Annotated in this window: 20 protein-coding genes; 10 read left to right on the top strand and 10 right to left on the bottom strand. The window is 42.7% G+C overall.

From position 1 onward, the window contains the following. Window positions 1-95: 95 nt before the first annotated feature. Window positions 96-671, top strand: coding sequence for an FxsA family protein (locus FTT87_RS00505; protein WP_180043113.1), 576 nt, complete (start codon window positions 96-98; stop codon window positions 669-671). Between the two features lie 145 nt (window positions 672-816). Further along, window positions 817-1458, top strand: coding sequence for a LysE family transporter (locus tag FTT87_RS00500; protein WP_180043112.1), 642 nt, complete (start codon window positions 817-819; stop codon window positions 1456-1458). Here FTT87_RS00500 and FTT87_RS00495 read toward each other — a convergent pair. Next, window positions 1455-1643 (bottom strand): hypothetical protein, encoded by a 189-nt coding sequence (locus FTT87_RS00495; RefSeq protein WP_180043111.1) that lies wholly within the window; start codon window positions 1641-1643, stop codon window positions 1455-1457. The two genes, FTT87_RS00500 and FTT87_RS00495, sit on opposite strands and share 4 nt — an antisense overlap. Before the next feature lie 309 nt (window positions 1644-1952). Here FTT87_RS00495 and FTT87_RS15950 point away from each other — a divergent pair, with 309 nt between their 5' ends. Beyond that, on the top strand, window positions 1953-2186 hold the full coding sequence (locus FTT87_RS15950) for a hypothetical protein (protein ID WP_086195071.1): 234 nt from the start codon (window positions 1953-1955) through the stop codon (window positions 2184-2186). 77 nt (window positions 2187-2263) lie between these two features. Here FTT87_RS15950 and FTT87_RS00490 read toward each other — a convergent pair whose 3' ends face one another. Both FTT87_RS00490 and metK read right to left on the bottom strand, forming a co-directional pair. Beyond that, window positions 2264-2575 carry a monooxygenase gene (locus tag FTT87_RS00490; RefSeq protein ID WP_180043110.1) on the bottom strand — a complete coding sequence of 104 codons (312 nt, stop codon included), beginning with the start codon at window positions 2573-2575 and terminating at the stop codon, window positions 2264-2266. Window positions 2576-2689: 114 nt separating this feature from the next. Then, window positions 2690-3856 (bottom strand): methionine adenosyltransferase, encoded by a 1167-nt coding sequence (gene metK, locus FTT87_RS00485; RefSeq protein ID WP_180043109.1) that lies wholly within the window; start codon window positions 3854-3856, stop codon window positions 2690-2692. A gap of 904 nt (window positions 3857-4760) precedes the next feature. Between metK and tkt the strand changes: the two genes are divergently transcribed. The 3 genes from tkt (at window position 4761) to FTT87_RS00470 (ending at window position 8079) form a co-directional block, all read left to right on the top strand. Then, window positions 4761-6749: a transketolase gene (gene tkt, locus FTT87_RS00480; RefSeq protein WP_180174141.1), complete on the top strand. Its 1989-nt coding sequence runs from the start codon at window positions 4761-4763 to the stop codon at window positions 6747-6749. 160 nt (window positions 6750-6909) lie between these two features. Beyond that, window positions 6910-7125 (top strand): hypothetical protein, encoded by a 216-nt coding sequence (locus FTT87_RS00475; protein ID WP_180043107.1) that lies wholly within the window; start codon window positions 6910-6912, stop codon window positions 7123-7125. 369 nt (window positions 7126-7494) lie between these two features. Beyond that, a complete protein-coding gene (locus tag FTT87_RS00470; RefSeq protein ID WP_086195076.1) occupies window positions 7495-8079 on the top strand; it encodes a YceI family protein in 585 nt (194 codons plus the stop codon). Window positions 8080-8144: 65 nt separating this feature from the next. Here FTT87_RS00470 and FTT87_RS00465 read toward each other — a convergent pair whose 3' ends face one another. Next, on the bottom strand, window positions 8145-8864 hold the full coding sequence (locus FTT87_RS00465; RefSeq protein WP_180043106.1) for a glutamine amidotransferase: 720 nt from the start codon (window positions 8862-8864) through the stop codon (window positions 8145-8147). A gap of 142 nt (window positions 8865-9006) precedes the next feature. After that, window positions 9007-10518, bottom strand: a complete 1512-nt coding sequence (locus tag FTT87_RS00460) for an aldehyde dehydrogenase family protein (RefSeq protein ID WP_180043105.1) — start codon at window positions 10516-10518, stop codon at window positions 9007-9009. A gap of 204 nt (window positions 10519-10722) precedes the next feature. Between FTT87_RS00460 and FTT87_RS00455 the strand changes: the two genes are divergently transcribed. Then, window positions 10723-11904 (top strand): transcriptional regulator, encoded by a 1182-nt coding sequence (locus tag FTT87_RS00455; RefSeq protein ID WP_166168067.1) that lies wholly within the window; start codon window positions 10723-10725, stop codon window positions 11902-11904. Window positions 11905-11920: 16 nt separating this feature from the next. Here FTT87_RS00455 and FTT87_RS00450 read toward each other — a convergent pair whose 3' ends face one another. From FTT87_RS00450 to FTT87_RS00430, 5 genes are all read right to left on the bottom strand, one after another. Further along, complete coding sequence (locus FTT87_RS00450) at window positions 11921-12889, bottom strand: alpha/beta hydrolase (RefSeq protein ID WP_086195080.1); 969 nt, start codon at window positions 12887-12889, stop codon at window positions 11921-11923. A gap of 240 nt (window positions 12890-13129) precedes the next feature. Next, window positions 13130-14341 (bottom strand): iron-containing alcohol dehydrogenase, encoded by a 1212-nt coding sequence (locus FTT87_RS00445; protein WP_180043104.1) that lies wholly within the window; start codon window positions 14339-14341, stop codon window positions 13130-13132. Window positions 14342-14807: 466 nt separating this feature from the next. Beyond that, window positions 14808-16883: a TonB-dependent siderophore receptor gene (locus FTT87_RS00440; protein WP_180043103.1), complete on the bottom strand. Its 2076-nt coding sequence runs from the start codon at window positions 16881-16883 to the stop codon at window positions 14808-14810. Between the two features lie 183 nt (window positions 16884-17066). After that, window positions 17067-18065: an ABC transporter substrate-binding protein gene (locus FTT87_RS00435; protein WP_180043102.1), complete on the bottom strand. Its 999-nt coding sequence runs from the start codon at window positions 18063-18065 to the stop codon at window positions 17067-17069. 3 nt (window positions 18066-18068) lie between these two features. Continuing rightward, entirely contained in the window at window positions 18069-18656 is a 588-nt protein-coding gene (locus FTT87_RS00430; protein ID WP_086195084.1) for an ANTAR domain-containing response regulator, read from the bottom strand. Window positions 18657-19104: 448 nt separating this feature from the next. Here FTT87_RS00430 and FTT87_RS00425 point away from each other — a divergent pair, with 448 nt between their 5' ends. The 3 genes from FTT87_RS00425 to nirD are packed head-to-tail and all read left to right on the top strand — an operon-like array spanning window position 19105 to window position 24677. Beyond that, complete coding sequence (locus FTT87_RS00425; protein WP_180043101.1) at window positions 19105-20451, top strand: MFS transporter; 1347 nt, start codon at window positions 19105-19107, stop codon at window positions 20449-20451. A 24-nt stretch (window positions 20452-20475) separates the two neighbouring features. Further along, window positions 20476-23022 carry a nitrite reductase large subunit NirB gene (gene nirB, locus FTT87_RS00420; protein ID WP_218944719.1) on the top strand — a complete coding sequence of 849 codons (2547 nt, stop codon included), beginning with the start codon at window positions 20476-20478 and terminating at the stop codon, window positions 23020-23022. A 20-nt stretch (window positions 23023-23042) separates the two neighbouring features. Then, window positions 23043-24677 (top strand): nitrite reductase small subunit NirD, encoded by a 1635-nt coding sequence (gene nirD / locus FTT87_RS00415; protein ID WP_180043120.1) that lies wholly within the window; start codon window positions 23043-23045, stop codon window positions 24675-24677. Window positions 24678-24948: the final 271 nt, after the last annotated feature.

The raw sequence follows: 24948 nt of genomic DNA, 5'->3' as shown, positions 1-24948 counted from the left end.
CCATATTGTTACATAAGCGTAGCAAAAAAGCTTGATAGTGATTAAGCAGTTAATGACTACACCTTATTCATTTTGTTGAGATTAGATTAATTTTTATGAAATTATTTCTTATTGTACTGGTTGGCTTAATCCTGGAAGTTTTTGTCTGGATTGGCGTGGGTGACCTCGTCGGCAGCATGTGGTACGTATTTTTCTGGTTTGTGATTGCCTTCTTTATCGGGATGAACCTGATTCGTAAATATTCAGCGGGTTTAATGCCACAAATGCAGCAAATGCAAATGGGACAAATGAGTGGCGATCCTGCATTGACCAATAATTTGCCTAAAATTCTGGCCGGTTTTTTCCTGCTGATTCCAGGTTTAATTACCGATGTTTTGGCATTGTTAATTTTGATTCCAGGGGTGCAGAATGCCTTTAAAAATGTCATGATGAAAACCATGGCCAAACGTCAGCAAGCCATGATGGATAAAATGATGGGTGGCATGATGGGCAACATGAATGGCATGAGCGGTGATGCTCAAGGTCAAAACCCATTTGCGGATTTAATGCGTCAAATGCAAGGCATGCAGCAAGGCGGTTCACAGCATCGCGATTCCAGCATCATTGATGGTGAAGCACGTGAAGTAACACCTGAAGCGAAAAAAATTGAATTGAAAGATGTGAAAAAATAATTTTTAAAATGATATTTTTTAAGCCGAATCATCATGCTTCGGCTTTTTTATGTTCTGAATTTTTATCTAAATTATTTAAAGCTGCAATCATGCAAAAGATTAAACAAACGATATAATACGTTTTTTAAAAATCTCCACTATTTCTATGTCACTGCTTTTGACCATTTGTGCACTGCATTTTGTTGCACAGCTTAGCCCGGGACCTGATGTTTTATTGATTGCCAGAAGTTCGGCATCGACCTCAAGAGCCAATACATTAAAGATTATTCTGGGTATTTCAGTCGGCATTCTGGTTTGGGTGGTGTTGACCTTGCTGGGCTTTACTGTGCTGGTTAAACAATTTCCATGGATACAACAGATTTTAATGCTGGTCGGTGGGCTATTTCTGGCACGGATGGGCTGGGCCATGCTGAATGGCGGTTTAACAACCCTTAAACAGCACACCGGCATAGAGACGGATGGTCAGCAGGTTGCAACATCAGATGCGCAAAATTATTTTTTATCGGGATTGTTGACCAATCTCTCCAACCCTAAAACGCTGATTTATTTTAGTAGTGTCTTTTCTTTGGCCTTAAGTTCATCCGCATCGACCCATTTAAAAACACAGCTGGCCATTATTATCCCAATCCAAACTTTTTTGGTCTTTACTTTGCTCATGCTGATTTTGTCTAGGCCAAAAATTAAAACGGCCTATCAGAGTTCTGGCAGTTATATTGATGTGATTTCGGGTGGGTTATTTCTGATGTTCGCCATCTGGTTATGGTATGACGTACTTGCCATATTTTAATACTCTTTGCTGATAGCATCAGTCGCAGGAGTAGATGAGGGAGTAGCAGTGCGTACTTCCTCATTTTTTTCGCCTTGAGAATAGCGATTGGGTTTTAAGGTCGTTTCTGTATTTTCTGAGCCTTTATAGCTGCGACTACGGTTGGCACGTTCGCGTAAGCCGCCTTTTTTAATCAGTTGAACCATAAGATCCTCCCTTTCAAGTTATTCAGGGTTATTTTACTCAAAATACGAGCCTTTAGGGAGAAGATTAAAATATACAGATTTAAGGGTGATGTTTTGTGTTTCAAATAGGGACTCTTTATTTTGAGGTTTTTATTTTTTTATAAAAATTAGTATCTTGAATTTGTGCTGGAACTATTTTTACTTGGGTGACTTTACTTATAGATCAATAAGCTTGTATTCTCAAAAAGACTGGCTTAATATTTTATTGAAACTCCGGTCCATTAGTGCTAAAAGATGGAAAATAAAAACAAAAATAGTAGGAGCATAGCTATGCTATATCAATATCATTGTGCCTGTTGTAACAAAGTTGTTGAATCGACTGAAAAGGAATGTAGTAGTTGCGGTTCACATAATATAAGAAGTCCTTATGGTTTCTGGATTTTGTGTATTTTAACCTGTCTGGCAGCCGTTATTCTTTTTAAAATTAGCCATGTTTATTTACAGGATCATCAAGATGTTCCTCTGCAACCTTCTGTACTGGAAGTGATTAGTACTAGACAATAACAGAATTCAGTTTGAGTGATTGAAAAAAATCCTGATTTTTGACCGTCAGGATTTTTTTGTTGAGTAACTTTTAGATTTTATGGATTTAAAAAGTCTGCCTGATTGATGGTAGACAGAGCCAGATTCACTTCAAAAATTTTTCCACGAATATTATCGATGCCAAAACTTTGCAGACGTGCAGTGTGCATATTTAAGTATTTTTCTGCATTCGCTTGGCTGTCAAATAAATAGATACCGCCCGCTTCCTTGGTGGCACTATTTTCTGTCCATATTTTCCATAAGATACCATCTTCCTGATTAATGCTTTCAGCAAGTTGTTGATAGGCCTGACTCATTTCCTCGCCAAATGGACCTTGAGAAGGGAAGTCAACTTGAAGAATAACAGCCATATTTTTATCCTATGCCATAAAACGATGATTGATCATAACATTGTAGTCTTTGCTATATTATTTTAAAGCAGAAATAAAAAAGCCCACAACAATGTGGGCTTTTTTATGGAAAAATTACAGTCCGGCAGAGGCTTTAAGTGCTTCCACTTTATCGGTTTTTTCCCAGGTAAATGCAGTATCTGAACCTTGACGGCCAAAGTGACCATAAGCAGCAGTCTGCTTATACATCGGTTGAATCAGATTCAACATGCGGGTAATGCCGTATGGACGCAAGTCAAAGTGCTCACGAACCAATTGAATAATGAATTCTTCAGGTACTTTGGCTGTGTTAAATGTATTGATTGAAATAGAAGTTGGCTCAGCAACACCAATCGCATAAGACACCTGGATTTCACATTTATCTGCTAGGCCAGCTGCTACAATATTTTTCGCTACATAACGCCCGGCATAAGCTGCTGAACGGTCAACTTTAGATGGATCTTTACCAGAGAAAGCACCGCCGCCGTGACGAGCCATACCACCGTAAGTATCGACAATGATTTTACGGCCAGTTAAACCACAGTCACCTACAGGACCGCCAATCACAAACATCCCGGTCGGGTTGATGTGGAATTTGGTGTCTGCATGGAACATTTCGGCAGGAATGATTTTCTTCACGATTTCTTCAATCACAGCTTCTTTTAAGTTGGCTTGTGAAATTTCAGGATCGTGCTGGGTAGAAAGTACCACAGCATCCAAACGGACAGGCACGCCATTTTCATAGGCAAAAGTCACCTGACTTTTCGCATCTGGACGTAACCAAGGTAAACGGCCATTACGACGTAACTCAGCCTGTTTTTCCATTAAGCGGTGTGCATATGAAATAGGAGCTGGCATTAACACGTCAGTTTCACGGCTGGCATAACCAAACATCAAGCCTTGGTCACCGGCACCCTGATCTTCAGGTTTTTGGCGGTCCACACCCTGAGCAATTTCAGGAGACTGTTTACCGATCATGTTGATCACGGCACAGGTTGAACCATCGAAACCGAGGTCAGAATGATGATAGCCAATACCATTGACGGTTTGACGTACGATTGCTTCAAAGTCGACGTTAGCAGTTGTTGTGATTTCACCGGCAAGTACTACCGCACCCGTTTTTACAAGCGTTTCACAAGCAACCCGTGCATAAGGGTCTTCTTTTAAGATTGCATCCAAAATAGCGTCACTGATTTGGTCAGCCATTTTATCCGGATGGCCTTCGCTTACAGATTCCGAGGTAAATACAGCGTACTCGCGCATAAGTCCTATCACAGTTAATTCAAAAGACGCAATATGTTACATCGAGTTGGACTTTTGGACCAGTTCTAGACGATAAAAATGGATGAATTTATTTCAATTCAATGACTTTTTAATTGATATGGGCATCTAAAAAACTGATAAGTCGTTAAAAATGAGCCTGAAATAGTAATTTTGCTTATAACAAAAATTTGCTTAAGCAAATATTTAATCCTTGCTTCAAAAGCATTTCTATTTAATCAAAAACGATTATAAATATATTTAATCATTTAAAAATTTATATATATTATTGTTATATATTAACTTCGACAAAAAATCATTTTGAAAAAAGCCTGACGGGATGAAACTTTATAAGAGTGAAGCGATACAGTTAAAAGGAATTAAATTTTTCAGTTAGTTTTGTTTAAAGTGAATCAAATTCATTTTTTAAGCTTTTGAGTGTTTATTCATCAATTGGGTAAGGCCAAAAATTTAATTTACCCTGTAATTTTGTAGCGGGTATTTATCAAAGCATAAACAATAAAATGATTCTGTAAATGAGGAAAAGCTTTAAAGCCTATATTCAATAGCCAAAGTAGAGGTTTTTCATCATTGTTGGATCTTCTTGATCTTTTTCCACATAAAGAAATAAAAGCAACTGGTGAAACAACGCTCATGCAATTAATAATGGTTAAAGTGTCATATATAAATTTTAGATTAAATAAGCCAAGGTATTTAATCATGCGCTAAGTCGCTGCAAATGATGTGAAATTGAGCTCTGCCTGCATTAAAGTATGTCCAGTGGTGAATAAATGCCGAAATGTTGGCTATTAGACTTTACCCTTTGCTGTTTTTTTAAGACAATATAGCCAGCTTTGAATTTTCCTATTCATCATATTCTTTAAACGATTTAGTTGGACTCTGACCTATGACAACCCCGCTTAACGAACGTCGTATTGCAAACGCAATTCGTGTATTGGCAATGGATGCTGTGCAAAAAGCAAATTCAGGACATCCAGGTGCTCCGATGGGGATGGCAGACATCGCTGATGTCGTTTGGCGTGAATTTTTAAATCATAACCCGCAAAACCCGCAATGGGCCAACCGTGACCGTTTTGTATTGTCTAACGGCCATGGCTCTATGCTGCAATATGCACTATTGCATTTGACCGGTTATGATCTTTCTATTGAAGATTTAAAATCTTTCCGCCAGTTACATTCTAAAACTCCAGGTCACCCTGAATTAGGTTATGCACCAGGGATTGAAACCACGACTGGTCCATTGGGTCAGGGTATTGCCAATGCGGTTGGTTTTGCGCTGGCTGAAAAAACTTTAGCTGCTCAATTTAACAAAGACGACATCAAAGTGGTTGACCACTTCACTTACTGTTTCCTAGGTGATGGCTGCTTGATGGAAGGTGTTTCTCATGAAGCATGTTCACTTGCAGGTACTTTGGGTCTGGGTAAACTTGTCGTTTATTACGATGACAACGGCATTTCTATTGATGGTGAAGTTGAAGGCTGGTTCTCTGACGATACAGAACAACGTTTCCACGCTTATGGTTGGCAAGTGATTAAAGTGGATGGTCACGATAGCGATGCGATCCGTCAAGCAACTGTTGCAGCAAAAGCTGAAACGGCTAAACCGACTTTAATTATCTGTAAAACAATTATTGGTTTAGGTTCACCAAACAAACAAGGTAAAGAAGATTGTCATGGTGCACCACTGGGTAATGACGAAATCGCCTTGACGCGTGAAGCTTTGGGTTGGACTGAAGGTCCATTCGAAATTCCTGCTGACGTTTATGCAGCTTGGGATGCCAAAGACAAAGGTGCTCAATCTGAATCTGCATGGAATGAAACTTTTGCTGCATATGCTGCAAAATACCCAACTGAAGCGGCTGAACTTAAACGTCGTTTAAGCGGTGAATTACCGGCTGACTTCGTCGCTAAAGCAGATGCTTATATCGCTGAAGTAAATGCAAAAGCTGAAACTATTGCGACGCGTAAAGCCAGCCAAAATGCACTTCAAGCACTTGTACCATTGTTGCCAGAAGTTTTGGGCGGTTCTGCTGACTTGGCAGGTTCAAACCTGACCTTGTGGAAAGGTGCGCAAGGCGTACAAGACAATCCAGCGGGTAACTATGTTCACTACGGCGTACGTGAATTTGGTATGACTGCAATTGCCAACGGCGTTGCATTGCATGGCGGTTTCATCCCTTACGTTGCAACATTCCTGATGTTTATGGAATACGCGCGTAATGCAGTGCGTATGTCTGCATTGATGAAACAGCGTGTCATCCATGTTTATACCCATGACTCAATCGGTCTGGGTGAAGATGGTCCTACGCATCAACCGGTAGAACAGATCGCCTCTTTACGTGGCACACCAAACTTAAATACCTGGCGTCCATGTGACACTGTAGAAGCTTCTATTTCTTGGAAATCTGCATTGTTACGTAGCGAAGGTCCTACAGCATTAATTTTCTCTCGTCAAAACTTGCCATTCCAGACCCGTACTCAAGCACAAATTAAGAACGTTGCTAAAGGTGGTTATGTGCTGGCTGAAGAAAAAGGTGAATTAAAAGCGATTATTATTGCGACTGGTTCTGAAGTTTCATTGGCAATGGAAGCTTATGCACAGCTTGATGGTGTACGTGTAGTATCTATGCCATGTGCCGAAGAGTTTGTGAAACAGGATGCTGCTTACCGTGAAGCGGTTCTTCCATCTCATATTCGTGCGCGTGTCGCAGTTGAAGCTGCGCATGTGGATTACTGGTGGAAATTTGTGGGTCTGGATGGTCGAGTGATCGGTATGACTACATACGGTGAATCTGCACCTGCGAAAGACTTGTACCAATATTTCGATATTACCACTGAAGCGGTTGTTGCAGCAGTAAAAGACATTACCGCTTAATCAATCCGATTAGCAGGTTAAAAAGACGCCCCAGCAAAAGGGGCGTTTTTCATTGCAGAAATAACGATTTGTAACGAATGATTTAAACGTCTAGGTTTAAAATTAATTCATTCATACAGTATTCAGCCCGGGGTGCATGATTGCCCCAAGTGAGGAAAATATGAGCCTTTATGATCAGATTAATGATGAAATTGTCCTGATGGATGCTGGTGAACAGAAATGGATTGGTACAGACCTTGAACTTGATGCTATGGTTGCTGTGGAACTCATGCTGCAAGACTTGCAGGAAGACAAGGTGATCAAGATCCGCCGTAAGAATCATGAAAAGCATACCGGTTTAAAGCAAATCGACCGTATTTTGGTTGAAAAGTTATAAAGATGAAACATCTTTAAAAAGCCCCAATGGGGGCTTTTATTATTTTGGATATTTAAAAATGTGAACAGTTACGAATAGATGGGCTGTACTTTTCATTAATTGATCATGATTTTTATAAACTGTATATTTTTGTATTAAATATTTAATAAAAACAGAAACAAGTGATAAAGACATAAAATTGCGAATCAGGGTTTAAAATAAATTATGATGATGATCAATATATTAAGATGAGGTGACCATATCATTTCATTTATGGAGCTAGATAACCGGTAATTGTTCTATTCTTGCAACATATCGTTTTATCTATATCGGTGAATTAAAATAAGAAAGGTATAAACTAATAATCATTCCAATGCGAGATAATAAGACATGAATTTTAAAGCACTAACTTTAGGTCTGGCGGTTGCATCAGTGGCAACTTTTACTATGGCAAAACCGGTTGCCTATCAGATTGATCCAACCCACACAGCAACTGTTTTTTCCTGGAGTCACTTTGGTTTCTCTACGCCTTCTGCAAACTTTAGCGACATTCAAGGTACAATTAACGTCGATAATGCAAAACCTGCAAATTCATCTGTGAATGTGACTATTCCTTTATCGAGTTTAAATACCAACGTAAAAGCATTGGATGAGCATTTAAAAACAGCAGATTTTTTTGATGCAGCGAAGTATCCAAACATCACATTTAAAAGTACTAAAGTTCAGGCATTAGGTAAAAACAAATACAAAATCACTGGTAACCTTACAGTGAAAGATGTGACTAAACCTGTAGTTTTAGATGCAGTGTTAAATAAACAAGGTGTACATCCAATGACTAAAGCAGAGGCTATTGGTTTCAATGCCACGACTTCATTCAACCGGTCAGCATTTGGCGTAGGGGCTTATGTACCAAATGTGGGCGATAAAATCACGGTAAACATTACCACTGAAGCTTCTGTTCCTGCGAAAAAATAAGCCTGAATTGGCTAATAAAAAAAGCACCCTTGAGAGGGTGCTTTTTTATTGGTTGAAATTTTACTTTAAATTGCTGAAATCTGTTTGAGATATGCCTGCAATACAGCCTGTGCCTGCAATGCTAATGCAGTGGCATAGCGTTGATTGTCGGCTCGCAAAGCCGGAATATTAACGTTAGCTTTTCTTAATTCGCAGGTATGGCCAATCAGCCATTTTTCCAGACTTTCTGGGGCCACTTCAAGATGAAATTGTAAGGCCAGAATATTTTTCCCCACAGAAAATGCCTGATGAAGATAAATCTCTGAACCTGCTAATAATGTAGCCTGTTCAGGCAAATCGAAGGTATCGCCATGCCAGTGTAATACAGCAGTTCCAGTTAATGGCTTAAGCAGATTATTTGCACAATCTGTAATACTGAGTTGGCTCCAGCCAATTTCCTTTTGATGTCCTGCATACACTTTGGCACCCAGGGCATGAGCAATCAGTTGAGCACCTAGACAGATGCCTAAAGTTGGCAAGTTTTCTTTTAGGCGAACTTTAAGTAAGTCTATTTCTTGTTGTAAGAAAGGGTAGTCATCTGTTTCATACACGCCAATCGGTCCACCTAAAATAATGGTGAGACCTTTATGCTGCAATGCTTTGCTTAAATCATCTACACCGGCTTCAAAATAACGTACCCGAAAACCGAGTTGATAAAAGACATCTTCAAATGCCCCCAGGTCTTCAAAGGCAAGATGTTGAATGGCATAAATGGTGTCAGGAAAGTCTGGAGGAATAGTTATCATGCTTTTGTTTTCATAGAGAAGGAATCATAGCAATTTAGCCTGAATAGTCAGAAAAATGAAGATTTCTCTGTTGATCGTTTGCAATTTAAAGCAAAAAAGCGAACCGAAGTTCGCTTTTGAGATACTTGATACAACGTTATGTTTAGAAGAAGCCCATTGGCTTGGTGGCATAGCTCACCAGCAAGTTTTTGGTTTGCTGGTAATGATCCAGCATCATCTTGTGGTTTTCACGTCCAATACCTGATTTTTTATAACCACCGAATGCAGCATGTGCAGGGTAGATATGATAACAGTTGGTCCATACACGACCTGCTTCAATCGCACGGCCTGCACGATATGACGTATGCGCTGAACGTGACCAGACACCAGCACCTAAACCATAAATGGTATCGTTGGCAATCTTGATGGCATCATCAAAATCTTTAAAGGTGGTCACTGCGAGTACTGGTCCAAAAATTTCTTCCTGGAACGTTCTCATGTCATTGGTGCCTTTGAAAATGGTCGGTTCAATGTAGAAACCTTGGCCAACTTCATGGCGTGCTTCACCACCCGTCAATAGTTGAGCACCTTCTCCACGGCCGGTTGCGATACATCCCAGAATTTTGTCTTGCTGTTCTTGAGAAGCCTGTGCCCCAATCATGGTCTCAGTATCCAGTGGATGACCGGTTTTAATGCGTTTCACACGTTCTACTGCAAGTTCCAGGAACTGGTCTGCAATACTTTCCTGAACCAAAGCACGTGATGGACAGGTACAGATTTCCCCTTGGTTCAGGGCAAACATGGTAAAGCCTTCTAGCGCTTTTTCTAGGTAGTCATCTTGCTGAGCCATAACATCTTCAAAGAAAATGTTTGGTGATTTACCACCTAGCTCTAAGGTTACCGGAATAATATTTTCGGTGGCATATTGCATGATCTGCTGACCGACAGCTGTTGAGCCAGTAAATGCAATTTTGGCAATACGTGGGTTGGTAGCCAATGGGCGGCCCACTTCAACGCCATAACCATTTACAATGTTTAATACGCCTGCAGGCAACAGGTCCTGAATCAGTTCAACCAGTACCAGAATACTGACCGGTGTTTGTTCAGCCGGTTTTAAAACAATACAGTTACCTGCAGCCAGAGCCGGTGCCAGTTTCCAGGTTGCCATTAAAATCGGGAAGTTCCACGGAATGATTTGTCCGACTACACCTAAAGGTTCATGGAAATGGTAAGCAATAGTATCTTCATCGATTTCTGAAATGCCGCCTTCTTGTGCACGGATACAGCCGGCAAAATAGCGGAAATGATCAATCGCCAAAGGAATATCGGCAGCCAGGGTTTCACGAATCGGCTTACCATTATCCCAGGTTTCAGCAACTGCCAAAAGCTCCAGATTGGCTTCTAAACGGTCGGCAATTTTTAACAGGATATTGGAACGGGTCGTTGGCGATGACTTGTTCCATTGTGCTTTGGCTTTATGTGCAGCATCAAGAGCAAGCTCAATATCTTCAACGCTAGAACGCGGAACTTTGGTGAAAGCTTTACCATCTACAGGCGAAATATTGTCAAAGTATTCTCCTTTGACAGGCGCTACCCATTGTCCACCAATGAAGTTTTCATATTGGGCTTTAAACTGAACTTTTGAACCAGGTTGATTAGGATCGACGTAACGCATATGTATTTCCTTTGCTTATTTTAGTGTCTTAAAACCGTATCTACAGCTTTGGTATATAAGGTACTTGTGTACATTATATGATTAGCATAACCTGAATAAGGTTGGAGAAAGGTTGGATACAAGAAGGTTTACAATCTTTTCAATCCAGCATAAAAAATAGCGATTACAGTGGATGTAAATCATGAATTGTTGTGAGAATAAGGAATGATGACAAAACAAAATTTGATGCAAAAAAGGCATAAAATTGATCAGTTTAGGCAAAGTAGCAGTTTATCTGCCTTACATGCGGAACAACTGGGTCAAAGTATTGCGAGTTCTTGGCAACGTTCATCCTCGGCCGAAATTCCCAAGGATCGCTTGGCTGCCCCACTGGTTCACTTACAAAAAGAAACCTATCCTTCGGCTTTGGCAAATGCCTTGCAACATTGCGCACAGGATTTAAAGCATATTGCCGAACAGTCTTCGATGGTAATTGCAGTCGGGGATATCGGTAGCACCATTATCTGGTCAGCCTCCAGTCCACAAATGCAGCGTGCAGCAGAAAGTGTGCATTTTATTGAAGGCGGGCAATGGCGCGAGGAACTGGTCGGAACCAACGCCTTGGCACTGTCGTTAAAAACCCAGCAATCGAGTTGTGTGTTTTCCAATGAACATTATATGCCTTCCATTCATGATTGGGTCTGTTATGCTGCCCCGATTATTGATCCTTATTCCAAGCAGGTGTTAGGGGTGATTGACCTGTCGACTACCTGGCAAAAGCATAACAGTTTGGGACTACTTGCAGCGGAACGCTGTGCTTCGATTATTCAATCGGCTTTGCTGGAATACCAAAAGCAGCGTCTGTTTATCCGGGCTTTTTCCGTGCCTCAGGTTTTGTTTAATGGCAAGGTACTGGTTCTGACCCCCCGCCAAATTGAAATTTTGACCATCCTGGCATTATGTCCGCAAGGTTTAAGTCTGGATACCCTGCATCAGGCTTTATACGGAGAACGAAAAGTCAGTATAGGTACCTTAAAGGCGGAAATGTCGCAGTTGCGTGATGTACTGGGCGGTATGCTGGGTTCCAGACCTTATCGTTTATTGGCACATGTCGAGGCTGACTTTTTATTGACAGAACAGTCTTTGGATGCCGGCTATATCGATTCGGCCTTAAAACTGTGTACTGGCGTATTTCTAGCCAAAACTGAAAGTCCTTTTTTATGTGCCTGGCGCGATTGTCTGGAATCACGTTTAAGTGATGCCATTTTTAAAGCCAATGAAACCGATGTGCTGCTAAAACATGTGGCTCGATTCCCTGAGGCGATTGATGCGGTTGAACGCCTGATTGAGCTCATGCCCAAAACGCACCCTGTGCATCAAACCCTGCTGAAATATAAGGATGCCTGAGAGCTGTAAGATATATTTACAGCCCTTTAATTTCTAGCCATTCAAACAGCCGCAGATAGACATTCTGGCGTACCGATTTTTCCGACAAGACCAGATCATGTAAGCCATTCTTGATTTTAGCAATGGTGACATCACCTTTGATTTTTCTGGCATATTTGTCGATATGTTTGACATCTAGAATCACATCACTGCTTTGCGCATATTGATGCCATTTTTTTGGATTTTTGCTTTGATCGGAATGCATCACCAAAGCAGGTACCGTTAAGCTGACTCCCTGATGGATTTCTTTCTGTGCTTCAAAAATGGCCCGAACAAAACTCAAGCGAACCAGAGGGTAAGACTGCGGTTTCCAGTCCAGATTAAAGTCCCATTCGCCATGCAGATTTTTATGCAGACTGGGAACATACCATTTGTTCAGCTCACTGGGAAATTTTAAATCCGGGCAAACCTTACCCACCCGGCTTAAATTGGGAATGCCCAATTTTTTCTTGATCGGGTTCATATTGAAATCATAAAACGGACTATTGACCCACAGTGCCTTAATTAAAGGATGCTCTGGATGATGTGCCGCATACAGTGTGGTGGTTAAGCCACCGGTAGAATGGCCACTGAGTAAAATGGCATCATGGCCTTCTGCGCCTATAATGTTTAAGGCTTCGGTAATTTCCGCATCGTATTCGGCAATTTCACGCACATTATAATATTTTTGATGCGGCAGAATGGAGCGGCCATATTTACGTAAATCCAGTGCATAAAAGTCAAAACCATGCTGGTTGAACTGTTCGGCCATTTCGGTCTGGAAGAAATAATCAATAAAGCCATGAATATATAACACAGCTTTGGATGTGGTTTGGTCGGCTTTTTTTCTGACTAAGGTCGCTGTAACCTGACCTTCATAATCATCCGGGAAATTTAAAGTGGCCTGTTCATAACCTGGGCCTAAGATATCGCGTTGATAAAGTGGGGCGGTGTTGCCATTGCTCATTTTTATACTCATAGAGAAGAATCTGTTTTCTCTTATCCTTCATGATGAGTGGTAATTTGTCAAATTGAATTATTTTTATAAAAAAAAAGCAACCACAGTTCTTATCCTGTCATCAAGGACACAGGATCAGCCAGGAAAAGGGAAATGGTTTCTTTTCTTGGCGCACTTCTTGACGAAGTGCGAACATGGGTTGCTAAAAGTGTAAGTCAAAGAATTGGATAGAAGACTTACAGGGAGGTATTACATTGCTGCTTTAAAATCGACTACCGATGCATTAGGTTTCAATGCTGCCTTAAAGATATCGACCACTTGAGCATGGTTAGCTTTACGTGGGTTGGTCAGCATGCAGGCATCTTTTTGCGCATTTTCTGCCATGATGGCCAGATCAGCTTCTTTGACACCCAGTTCAGCCAAACCAGATGGAATACCAATAGAAGCAGAAAGTTGACGAATGGCATTGATGGCTTCAAATGCAGCTTCAGTTACCGTCAGGCCTTCAGTGTTGACTCCCATTAACTGTGCAATTTTCGCATAGCGATCCGGGCAGGCGATCAGGTTAAATTCAGATACATGCGGAAGCAGAATGGCATTACAAACACCGTGTGGCAGATTGTAGAAACCGCCCAGCTGATGCGCCATGGCATGAACATAACCTAAAGATGCATTGTTAAAAGCCATACCTGCAAGATACTGTGCATAGCTCATGGCATCACGTGCTTCAAGATTTTCACCATTGGCAACAGCCGGGCTAAGCCATTCGCTAATCATGGTAATTGCTTTTTCGGCACAGGCATCGGTAATTGGATTGGCTGCAGTTGATACATAGGCTTCAACAGCGTGAGTCAATGCATCCATACCGGTTGCCGCAGTTAAACTGGCTGGTTTGGCAATCATCAGTTTAGGATCGTCGATGGCAATCAGCGGGGTACAGCGCCAGTCAACAATAGCCATTTTTACATGGGTATCGGTATTGGTAATAATACAGAAACGGGTCATTTCTGAAGCCGTACCTGCCGTGGTATTGATCGCAATCAGCGGTGTCATCGGTACAGTGCTTTTATCGATCCCTTCGTAGTCACGAATATGACCGCCACCCGCTGTCACCAGGCCGATACCTTTGGCACAGTCATGTGATGAACCACCGCCTAAAGAAACAATAAAATCACAACCCTGTTCATTATAGGCTTGAACGCCGTTATGTACGTTAATGTCGGTTGGGTTCGGTTCTGCACCCGGGAAAATATGACTGTCAACGCCAGCATCTTTTAAATAGTTTGAAATAGTATCTGCGACACCAAATTTGAATAAACCTGCATCAGTCACAATCAAGGCCTTCTTGGCACCTAGATTTTGCGCTTTAGTTCCAATTTCTTTGGCACAGCCTGGGCCAAAAAGTGAAACACAGGGAATATAAAAACCGTTGGTTTGATCTGCAATATTTTTAAAAGCCATGGTGCGATTCCTTCTACCATTCATTATATTATCGGTGACTCTCACCGTAATTGGAGTATCGAATGAAGCTGGAAAAAATCCTACCTACCAAATACCTACCATTTTAAGTTAATGAATTTTATAATTTTTTTATTAAATATTGCCCGGTTATCTATTTTTGATGCATCATTTACTCATATCTAGGCTATCTTGCAAACCATGTATAAGAGGTTCTCGAACTTTAGCATGTTTGAATCATATTCAGATGATCAACCATTAAAAAGCCCTAAGCATCAGATTGATATTCAAGCTCGAATACCAGTTTTGAGGGCGGTGATAGGGTAAAGCTAAAAATCCTGACTAGTTGAGAAATCATAGAAAATTGGCAACGGCCAGAAGATTAAATTTTTCCGCTGGGCAGCATAAATACAATCATTATCTGGAGATAAAAAACCGGTGACTGGCACCGGTTTTTTATCTTCCCCGTTTAGAATTTTTTTTCTACACTGAGGAGTACACTTGGAATGGCCTGATTGACCCGGGATTCATACAGGCTGCCATCAGATTGATTGGTTAAACGCTCTTTATAATCTGTACTCAAGATATTGCGTGCACTCAGGGTCATTGCCCAGCCATCATCAAAGCGTTTGCTCATACTGATATCGACATTGACCCGTTCATTACTGGTGCGGTCATAGGGTTGGTTATCCAGGGCACGGGTAAATTCAGGAACATAGTTCAGGTTCACACTGCTGGAAAGACGCCAGGGCTGGTAGTTATAAGATAAACCGGCACTGGCTGTATAAGGTGCCACATCACTGGCTAAACGTTGCTGATGATTGGTCTCTTCAATTTTTGCACGTACCGTCGACAGTTGACCATTCAACATCAATGCATGCCCATTTTCAGTTTGCTTTAAGGCATAACGAGCAGCAATTTCAACCCCATAGGTGGTGGCATTATCCTGATTTTGCGGGCGTTCTACAAAACGCGAGCCTTCCTGACGAATCACTTTCTCAATGTAATCTTCAATTTCACGTTGATATGCCGTGATGTTGACGCCACCTGACGGGGTGTTATAACCTAAGGTGGATTCAAAGGCGGTTATTTTTTCCGGACGTAAATTGGGGTTTCCACCACGATCCGGATTGTTCAGGCTACCGGCATCACTATCGGTAGAAACAGAAACCGTAGGTAACAGCTGGTCGGTTTTAGGACTGCGGAATGCCTGGCTGATATTGCTTTGTAATGACCAGTGATCATCAAAATCAAATCGGTGTGCCAAAACAGGACTAAAGTGCTGGTCACTGTAATCCACAAGTCCTGAACGATGAATCCATTCCTGACGTGCACCCAAGGTCACGGTTTGCCGGTCGGTAAACTTCCAACTACCTTCGGTATAGAGCGCATAATGCTGTTCATCGAGTGTATCGGTAATATTACTTTCAAGTTCATTCGAGCGAATATCCGTACCAAACTTCAGTTGTCGGGTGTCATCAAATTTACGCACACCATCATAAGCCACACCATACTCATGGATGGTTTCATCGGTATAGCTGCTGAAGAGCGGTGACCGGGTCGATTCGATTTCGTTCTGCTGTTCGACTGAAAGACGAATTTTGTCGGAATTATCCTTGTCTTTACGTTCATAACGGGTATTTAAACGGATGCTGTCATTCTTGTCATTTTGCGTCTGATCGCCACGGCTGCCGTCACTTTCATTGTTACGATAGAACAGTTCGGCAACCAGTTTTTGCTGGTCATCCAGTTCATATTCAACACGGGGTGTCAGCATTTGCGACTTGCGTTCAGTAATACGCTTTTGTTCGCGGGTTTGGCTGCTGTTTTGGGTCTGGGTGATCGAGATGGTGTCATTCCACATCTGGTTGGCAGACAGGCTGTATAACCAGGCATTATCCCGGTCATCAGCCTGAACACTGATATTTTTACGTTCCTCTTCTTTTTGGTCAGATTTTGCCAAACCATATCCTGCACGAATGGTTCCGCTGATGCGGGCATGATCCAAGGGTTGTTTCAGAATAATATTGATGACGGCGGAAGATGCCACAGAAACCTGAGCGACACTTGGCTGTTTGGTAATTTCAATCCGTTCGATCATGTCTGGCGTGATGCTGTCAACAACCGACATGCCACCGCGTGGGCCACCTTGAACCGGTTCACCATTGATTAAAAATGCCGGGGCACCACCGCCACGAAAACGCATAGCTGAAGCACCGCCACCCCCACGTGGACCTTGTCCCGGTGTGGGCATCTGAAAACCGGCGGCACGGCGTAAGGTATCATTCACGGATTGATCACCAAATTGCAGCATTTCTTCACGCGTGACAATAGTTTTCGCCACCGCACTGATATCCGGGTCTTTGGCTTGGGCGGGCGTTGCTTGAAATTTTAGGGTTGCCAGTGTCTGTACCGGGTCTGTTTGAACAACCGTGCTGTTTGTTGTGGCATCGCTAATCGTGTCAGCCGCCCAGCTTGGGGAGATAAAACTAAACAGTGCACAACTCAGGGTGCTCCATTGCCAACGCGGTTGTATGCGTTTCATTATTCGATGTTCCCTATGTAATTTTGCGTAAGATAACGTAAAAATATGGAGAAAATTTGTGGGAAACAGCAGAAATGAAAATAAACCATAAAACTGGATTACAGCGATAAAATAATCAAAATGAATGGCTTAACCCCAGCATTCTGATTATTTTTTGTGGCCGGGGGCAATGCGGATGCTGCCTTATTTCGTCAAAGATAAAATACAGTTTTGGCTGATGTTTTCAATCACCGCATCATTCAAGTGAATTGGGTTATCCCATTTCAGCATTTTTTGGGTCAGCCATTTAAAATCATCTACCTTTGGCACAGATGTCTCATCGACAAAATTGCGGATAATATTTTGAATGGAGTGGAATTTTTGTACATGAATGCTGTCTGAGCATTGAAATTGCACAATATTGAACTCGGTCAGCATTTGCCAAACGTCAGCATAGTCCTGTAAATCTTTCAGTTCTTGCTGGGCTTTTTGAATGGCCTGCGTTAAAGCCTGATGCGTGTTTGGATGTTGCATTGCCCAATCACAGGTGACTGCCAAAACCTTATCTGCCACTTGGGGAATAATGTCCTGACTGGAAGCGACAATTTGACCGATTCCCAGTAGTTCAGCCTGGCTGTTCCAGGGTTCACCGACACAAAAACCATCAATGACCTGATTGGCTAATGCCTGCACCATATAGGGCGGGGGAAGCGTGGCCAGTTTTATATTTCGTGCAATTTCAGGATTGGCAAGGGCGAGCCATTCTCTGAGACAATAATGATGAATCGACTGCTTAAAGACATGGGCAAATTGAATCTTTTTTTGCGCTTGTAGGGCAGAGACGATTTTTTGTGCAGATTGTTGTGCGCTGTCCTGACTGGAAATGTTCAGATCAAAGCACAGTTTTTGACTCAAACTAATAAAGGCACGGTTATAACTTAATACCAGGGCAGTCTGGAGTGGAATACCGAGCTGGTCTTCACCAAGTGCTGCGGCAGGCAGCATGGCAGACAGGCAATGTGCAGCATCTAAAAAACCAAAAGCCAACCGGTCTCTTAAGCTGGCCCAAGATGCTTCCTTCACCAGCGTGACCTCTAAACCCGCTTCCTCAAAAAAACCACGCTGCTTGGCCCAAAGAATGGCCACACAATCCAGCAGAGGAATATAGCCGAACTGGATTTGAGTTTTTTCTAAATCTGGCATGGCTTAATCCTTCAATTGGCTTTGTAGTAGTTGCTGTGCATCCAGTAAACGCCGTGCCATTTCGCCAATGGTCATACGGTGGCTCATGGCATTTTTACGCAGTAACTGAAAGGCTTGATCTTCAGTAAGATGGTGCAATTGCATCATCAATACTTTGGCTTTCTCCACATCTTTACGGTCGGCTAGCTTATTTTTGGTGTCTTCCAGATCGCCGAGCAATTTTTTATGTTTTTTAAACTGTTCAATCGAGATTTCTAAAATGCTGTCCAGTTTGGATGGGTCAATGCCATCGACAATATACGCCGTAACCCCGGCATCAATGGCGTTTTTGATCGTGTCTTTGTGGCTGTTTTTAGTGAACAGTACTGTCGGCAGATCGAACTGGCTGACACAGCTTTCAATGATGTCACGATGGGGATGATCCATATCCAGCAAAATCACGTCGGCATGCAACTGTTCGAGGCGGAACATGCTTAAATGATCCGCGCTGAGGCAGGCCACGACCTCGAAATTGTGTTCGATCAGGGAGGCTTGAATGTAATGGGCACGGTCTTGATCGTCATCAATCAGTGCGATTTTGAGTTTTGGCATATGGGCTAAATATCATCAGGCCATGCCTGAAAGAAAAAGTCATAATCTATTTAAAGCAATTAAAATGCCAAATGAGTTAAATCATTATGATTTCAATAAAAGTTCACTGAACCAAGGAACGGTGAGCAAATTGCGCACTGTCTTAATGCAAAAATGCGCTACAAGGAAGCATAATCATTGTTGAGCTGAGTCAGGAGGTCATAGTTAAAAATAGAGAAGCAGACCATTACTGGCATTGAAAAATTATAAATAAAAATTAAAAATGATAAAAAATATAAACTTATAGTTTTCTCTGAGTTATTGGCACGCGCATTGCTATATCTCTTGTGAGTCAAAGACGACTCCAAAAATTGTAAGACGGCCAAAGACGTCCGTTCTGATCGAATCTGCTGTGCAGCTATCTGCATGACAGATAAAACAATACGTTCAGTTCAGGAAGGAGAGGGCTATGTCTTCAAATTTAAATGCTAAAAAAGCAACAAAAATAAGTCTTTTCAATTTCAGTAGCGCAGCAATGCGGGCCTTCCATATGAGTTGGCTCGCATTTTTTGTCTGTTTCTTTGCCTGGTTTGCCTGTGCCCCACTCATGCCTGTCATTGCCGGTGAATTTCATCTTACTAAAGATCAAATTGCCAATATTAATATTGCCGCAGTCGCAATTACTATTTTAGTTCGTCTGATTGTCGGGCCTTTATGTGATAAGTATGGCCCACGCAAAACCTATACCGCATTACTGATTATCGGCAGTATTCCTGTCTTTGGTGTGGCCTCTGCCAACAGCTATGAATCTTTCCTTTTCTTCCGCTTATTGATTGGTGCCATTGGTGCCAGCTTCGTGATCACGCAATATCACACCAGTATTATGTTCGCTCCGAATGTGGTCGGGACTGCCAATGCTGCATCAGCAGGTTGGGGGAATGCGGGTGGTGGTGCAACTCAAGCCTTGATGCCGTTAATGCTTGCTGCCTTGGTGATGTTTGGTGTTGAACAGGCGATGGGCTGGAGAATTGCGCTCATTGTTCCAGGTTTGATGATGCTGATTGTCGGTGCAATGTACTGGAAATTCACCCAGGACTGTCCACAAGGCAACTTTAAAGAACTTCGTGCACAAGGCATTCAAGTTGGTAGCGATAAAAAAGGCGGCATGGCGATTCTGATGCACGCTGCACGTAACTACCGGGTCTGGATTTTATTTGGTGCTTATGCTGCGTGTTTCGGTATTGAAATCTTCATTCATAACATTGTGGCGATGTACTACGTTGAACACTTTAGCTTTGGCCTCAAAGAAGCAGGACTGGCAGCAGGGATCTTCGGTTTACTGGCGCTGTTTGCCCGTGCTTTAGGTGGCATTGTCTCGGACAAAGTCGCAATTAAAAAAGGCCTGGATGGTCGTACCAAAGTGCTGTTCGGCATGATCTTGATGGAAGGCCTGTTCCTGATCTTGTTCTCTCAAATGAATACCGCAGTTCTCGCAATTCTGGTCATGACAGTTTTTGCACTGTTTACCCACATGGCCTGTGGTGCCACCTATGCCTTGGTGCCTTTCATTGACCGTGATGCTTTGGGTGGTGTTGCTGGCATCATTGGCGCAGGCGGTAACGTCGGTGCAGTGGCAGCAGGTTTCTTACTGAAAGGCATGCTGGATATTCAAACCTGCCTGATGGCTCTAGGTGGACTGGTGGTGATTGCAGCAAGCTTTGTACTGATGATTCGCTTCTCGGTTGAGCATAAACAGAAAGAACAAAAACTGTTTGAAGATGCAGTGCTTGAACGCAACAACATGGCGCAAGGTTAAGCAAAGGGATTAAGGAGAATTGATATGAAATTAGTCATGATTGGTCACGGTATGGTAGGGCACAAGTTCATTGAATCGGTTCTTGAACATGCAGGTGACGAGGTTGAAATCACGATTCTGGCAGAAGAACCACGTTTAGCTTATGACCGTGTGCATTTAACCGAATATTTCACTGGTAAATCAGCCAAAGACTTAACTTTATGTCGTGCGGATTTTGCCGATGCCTATGGTATTGATCTGCGTTTAAGCACCAAAGCTATTGCAATAGATACTCTGAATAAAACCGTTACCACCAATCATGGCGAAGTCATTGCATATGACAAACTGGTGCTGGCAACTGGTTCATATGCTTTTGTTCCTCCTATTCCAGGGAATGAGCGTGAAAACTGCTTTGTTTACCGTACTATTGAAGACCTAGATGCCATTCGTGCCACGAGTTTAAATGCCAAAACCGGCGTGGTGATTGGTGGTGGTTTACTCGGTTTGGAAGCTGCGAAAGCCTTGCGTGATCTGGATCTTGAAACCCATGTGGTCGAATTTGCACCCCGTTTAATGGCGGTACAAATTGATGATTTAGGCGGTAAGGTTTTACGTGCAAAAATCGAAAATCTGGGTGTGAAAGTTCATACCCAAAAAGCTACACAATGCATCGAAGCCGGTGAAAATACCACGCATGTGATGAAGTTTGGCGATGGTTCTGAACTTGAAACCGATATCGTTTTATTCTCTGCGGGGATTCGCCCACGTGATGAATTGGCGCGTCAAAGCGGCTTGGCGCTGGGTGAGCGTGGCGGTATTGTCATCAATGATTATTGCCAGACTTCTGATGCTGACATTTACGCGATTGGTGAATGTGCACTGTGGCAAAACAAAATTTATGGTCTGGTGGCTCCGGGCTATGACATGGCACGTATTGCAGCCAAACATGTCATGGATCAGGCTTGCAATTCATTTACCGGCGCAGACATGAGCACCAAGCTCAAACTGATGGGGGTAGATGTGGCATCGGTGGGTGATGCGCATGCCATGACGCCAAATGCCTTAAGTTATTTCTATGCAGATGAAGATGCCATGATTTATAAAAAAATCGTGGTGAATGCGGAAAAAACCAAGCTACTCGGTGCTGTTCTGGTGGGCTGTGCCAAAGAATATAACGACCTGCTGCAAATGATGCTGAATGGATTGGAAATTCCAGAAAATCCGGAAAGCCTGATCATGCCAGGCTATGCGCAATCTACGGCCAAAGCGGGTGGTAGCGGTGTGGATCTGCTTCCAGATAGTGCCACCATCTGTTCATGTAATAACGTCTCTAAAGCCGATATTTGCAGTGCTATCGCTGATGGTTCAACCTCGCTGGGTGCCTTGAAAAAATGTACTAAAGCGGCAACGGCTTGTGGCGGATGTGCACCTTTAGTCACTCAAGTATTGAAATCTGAATTGCAACGTCAAGGGGTGACTGTAAACAATCACCTTTGCGAACACTTTGCCTATTCACGCCAGGAGCTGTATCACCTGGTGCGGGTCAATGAAATCAAAACCTTTGATGATTTGATCGGACAACATGGTCACGGTCTAGGTTGTGATATCTGTAAACCGACTGCAGCCAATATTTTAGCCTCCTGCTGGAATGACTTTGTATTGAAGCCAAGCCATGCAGGGTTGCAAGACAGTAATGACTATTATCTGGGTAATGTTCAAAAAGATGGCTCTTACTCGGTTGTACCGCGAATGGCTGGAGGTGAAGTCACTCCAGAGGGCCTGATTGCAATCGGTCAAATTGCCAAAGAATACGGTTTATATACTAAACTCACCGGTGGACAACGGGTCGACATGTTTGGTGCACAAGTGCATCAGCTGCCTGAAATCTGGGAGAAACTGATCAATGCCGGTTTTGAGTCAGGACATGCTTACGGTAAATCATTGCGTACCGTGAAATCTTGCGTCGGCAGTACCTGGTGCCGTTATGGGGTGGATGACTCAGTCGGTTTGGCCATCTTCCTGGAAAACCGTTACAAAGGTCTGCGTTCACCACACAAACTGAAAATGGCGGTGTCGGGCTGTACCCGTGAATGTGCCGAAGCACAAAGTAAAGATGTTGGGGTGATTGCTACAGAAAAAGGCTGGAACCTGTATGTCTGCGGTAATGGCGGCATGAAACCACGCCACGCGGAATTGCTGGCATCGGATCTGGATACGCAAACTCTAATCCGTTATATCGACCGCTTCTTTATGTTCTATATCCAAACTGCAGACCGTTTGCAACGTACTTCGGTATGGCGTGACAACCTGGAAGGCGGTCTAGATTATTTAAAAGATGTGGTGGTAAATGACTCACTGGGTCTGGCTGCTGAACTGGAACGCCGTATGAACCATGTGGTCGGCACCTATCAAGATGAATGGCGTACCGCGGTGGAAGATCCGGAAGTCCGTAAACGCTTCGTAACCTTTATCAATGCAAAAGTTGAACAACAAAATGATCCACACATTCAATTCGCCGAGGTGCGCGGGCAAATCCGTCCAAAAACCGAGGCTGAACGTGATGTGATGCGTATTCCTGTTGTTGAAGCTTAAAAGAATAAAGGAGAAAGATGATGACAATTTTAAAAGAAATGAATAAAACCAATGAGCTGGAATGGCTGGAAATTTGTGCACTGGATGACATTACCCCGAATACCGGTGTAGGTGCATTAATTGAAAATCAGCAAATTGCCATTTTCCGTGTCGGTAATGAAAAACGCGTCTATGCCTTGAGCAATCAAGATCCGTTTAGTCAGGCTTTTGTCATGTCGCGCGGCATCATTGGCGATTTGCAGGGTGAGCGTGTAGTGGCATCTCCCATCTACAAGCAGCATTTCAGTCTGGCCACCGGACGTTGTCTGGAAGATAAAGATCAAAAGTTACTGGTTTTCCCAAGCAAGATTGAAAATGGCAAGGTCTGGATCAGTCCTACACCGCAAAAAACCTATATCACCAATAACGGCACTTCCCAAGAAAAGATGAAACTGGTGTTGGTAGGTAATGGTCTGGCGGGTATGCGCTGTCTGGAAGACTTACTGGATATGGCACCTGAACGTTATGAAGTGACGGTCATTGGCGAAGAGCCGTGGGGCAACTATAACCGCATCATGCTTTCACCGGTGTTATCTGGCGATAAAACCATTGATGACATCATGCTGCATCCACATGCCTGGTATAGCGATAAAAACATTCGCTTTATTGCCGGTGATGCTGCGGTGAAAATTGACCGTCCACGTAAGCAGGTCTATACCGAAAAAGGCTTGGTGGTGGATTATGATCGTCTAATTCTGGCAACAGGTTCCAAACCCTTTGTCCCGCCTATTCCAGGTTCGGACTTAAAGGGCGTGATCAGTTTCCGCGATATCTATGATGTCAATACCATGCTGGATTACTGCAAATCTAAACAGAATGCCGTGGTGATTGGTGGCGGTCTGCTTGGGCTTGAAGCGGCTTATGGTCTGAAACAACGCGGCATGAATGTGACAGTTTTGCATTTGATGGACCGGATTATGGAACGTCAATTGGATAGTCGTGCAAGCAGCCTGTTAAAACAAAGTATTGAAGCCAAGGGCATCAACATCATGACTCAAGCCAATACCGAACAACTGATTGGCGAAGAGGGTCATGTCACCCAAATCAAGCTGAAAGATGGAACGGTGCTGGATGCTGATCTGGTGGTTTTTGCTGTGGGCATCCGTCCGAATATGGCATTGGCGCAAAGTGCCGGCTTACGTTGTAACCGTGGTGTGATGGTGAATGACACCATGCAAACCTTTGATCCGAGTATTTATGCGGTGGGTGAATGTATTGAGCACCGTAATCAAACCTTCGGTCTGGTTGAACCACTTTGGGGTCAAGCCTTTATTTGTGCCTCACATCTGGCCGAACACGGCAGCTTAACTTTTAAAGCACCGACAGTTCCAACGCAGCTCAAGGTCAGTGGCTGTGATGTATTTTCAGCGGGTCGAATTGATTTAGAAAATGGTGAACCACAGGACGATTACGAAGACATTATCTTGAATGATGAAAAACGTCAGATTTATAAACGCATTATTATTCAAAAAGATAAAGTCATTGGTGCAGTGCTGTTTGGTGATACTGAAGATGGTACCTGGTATGCAGAACTGATTTCTGATCAAACGCCAATCAGTAATATTCGTAATAAATTGCTTTTTGGTAAAGATTTTGCATTAAAGAAAGCAGGCTAATCACATAAGTGGTATTTGTTCAATTTTAAATATTTGCACAGCCACACTTTGCACTAATAAGTAAAGAGTAATTGCGTAGGCATGATCTTACTTTTGAAAGATCAAAAGTAACAAAAATCTTTGTTTCCCATACATTACGTCCTGTAATGATGGGAAACGGTGGCATCCATGCCACCTCGACAGAATACATGCTTACGTGAACTCTAAAGATTTAGATAGCTTGGAAAATAGAAGAAATTATTCAAGTGAATTTATTCGATAGAAAGGAGCA

The sequence above is a fragment of the Acinetobacter sp. YH01022 genome (genome assembly GCF_013420235.1).
In the GTDB taxonomy this organism is placed as follows: Bacteria; Pseudomonadota; Gammaproteobacteria; order Pseudomonadales; family Moraxellaceae; genus Acinetobacter.
The sequence above is the reverse complement of the archived record's forward strand: the minus strand, read 5'-3'. Positions and strand labels throughout refer to the sequence as shown.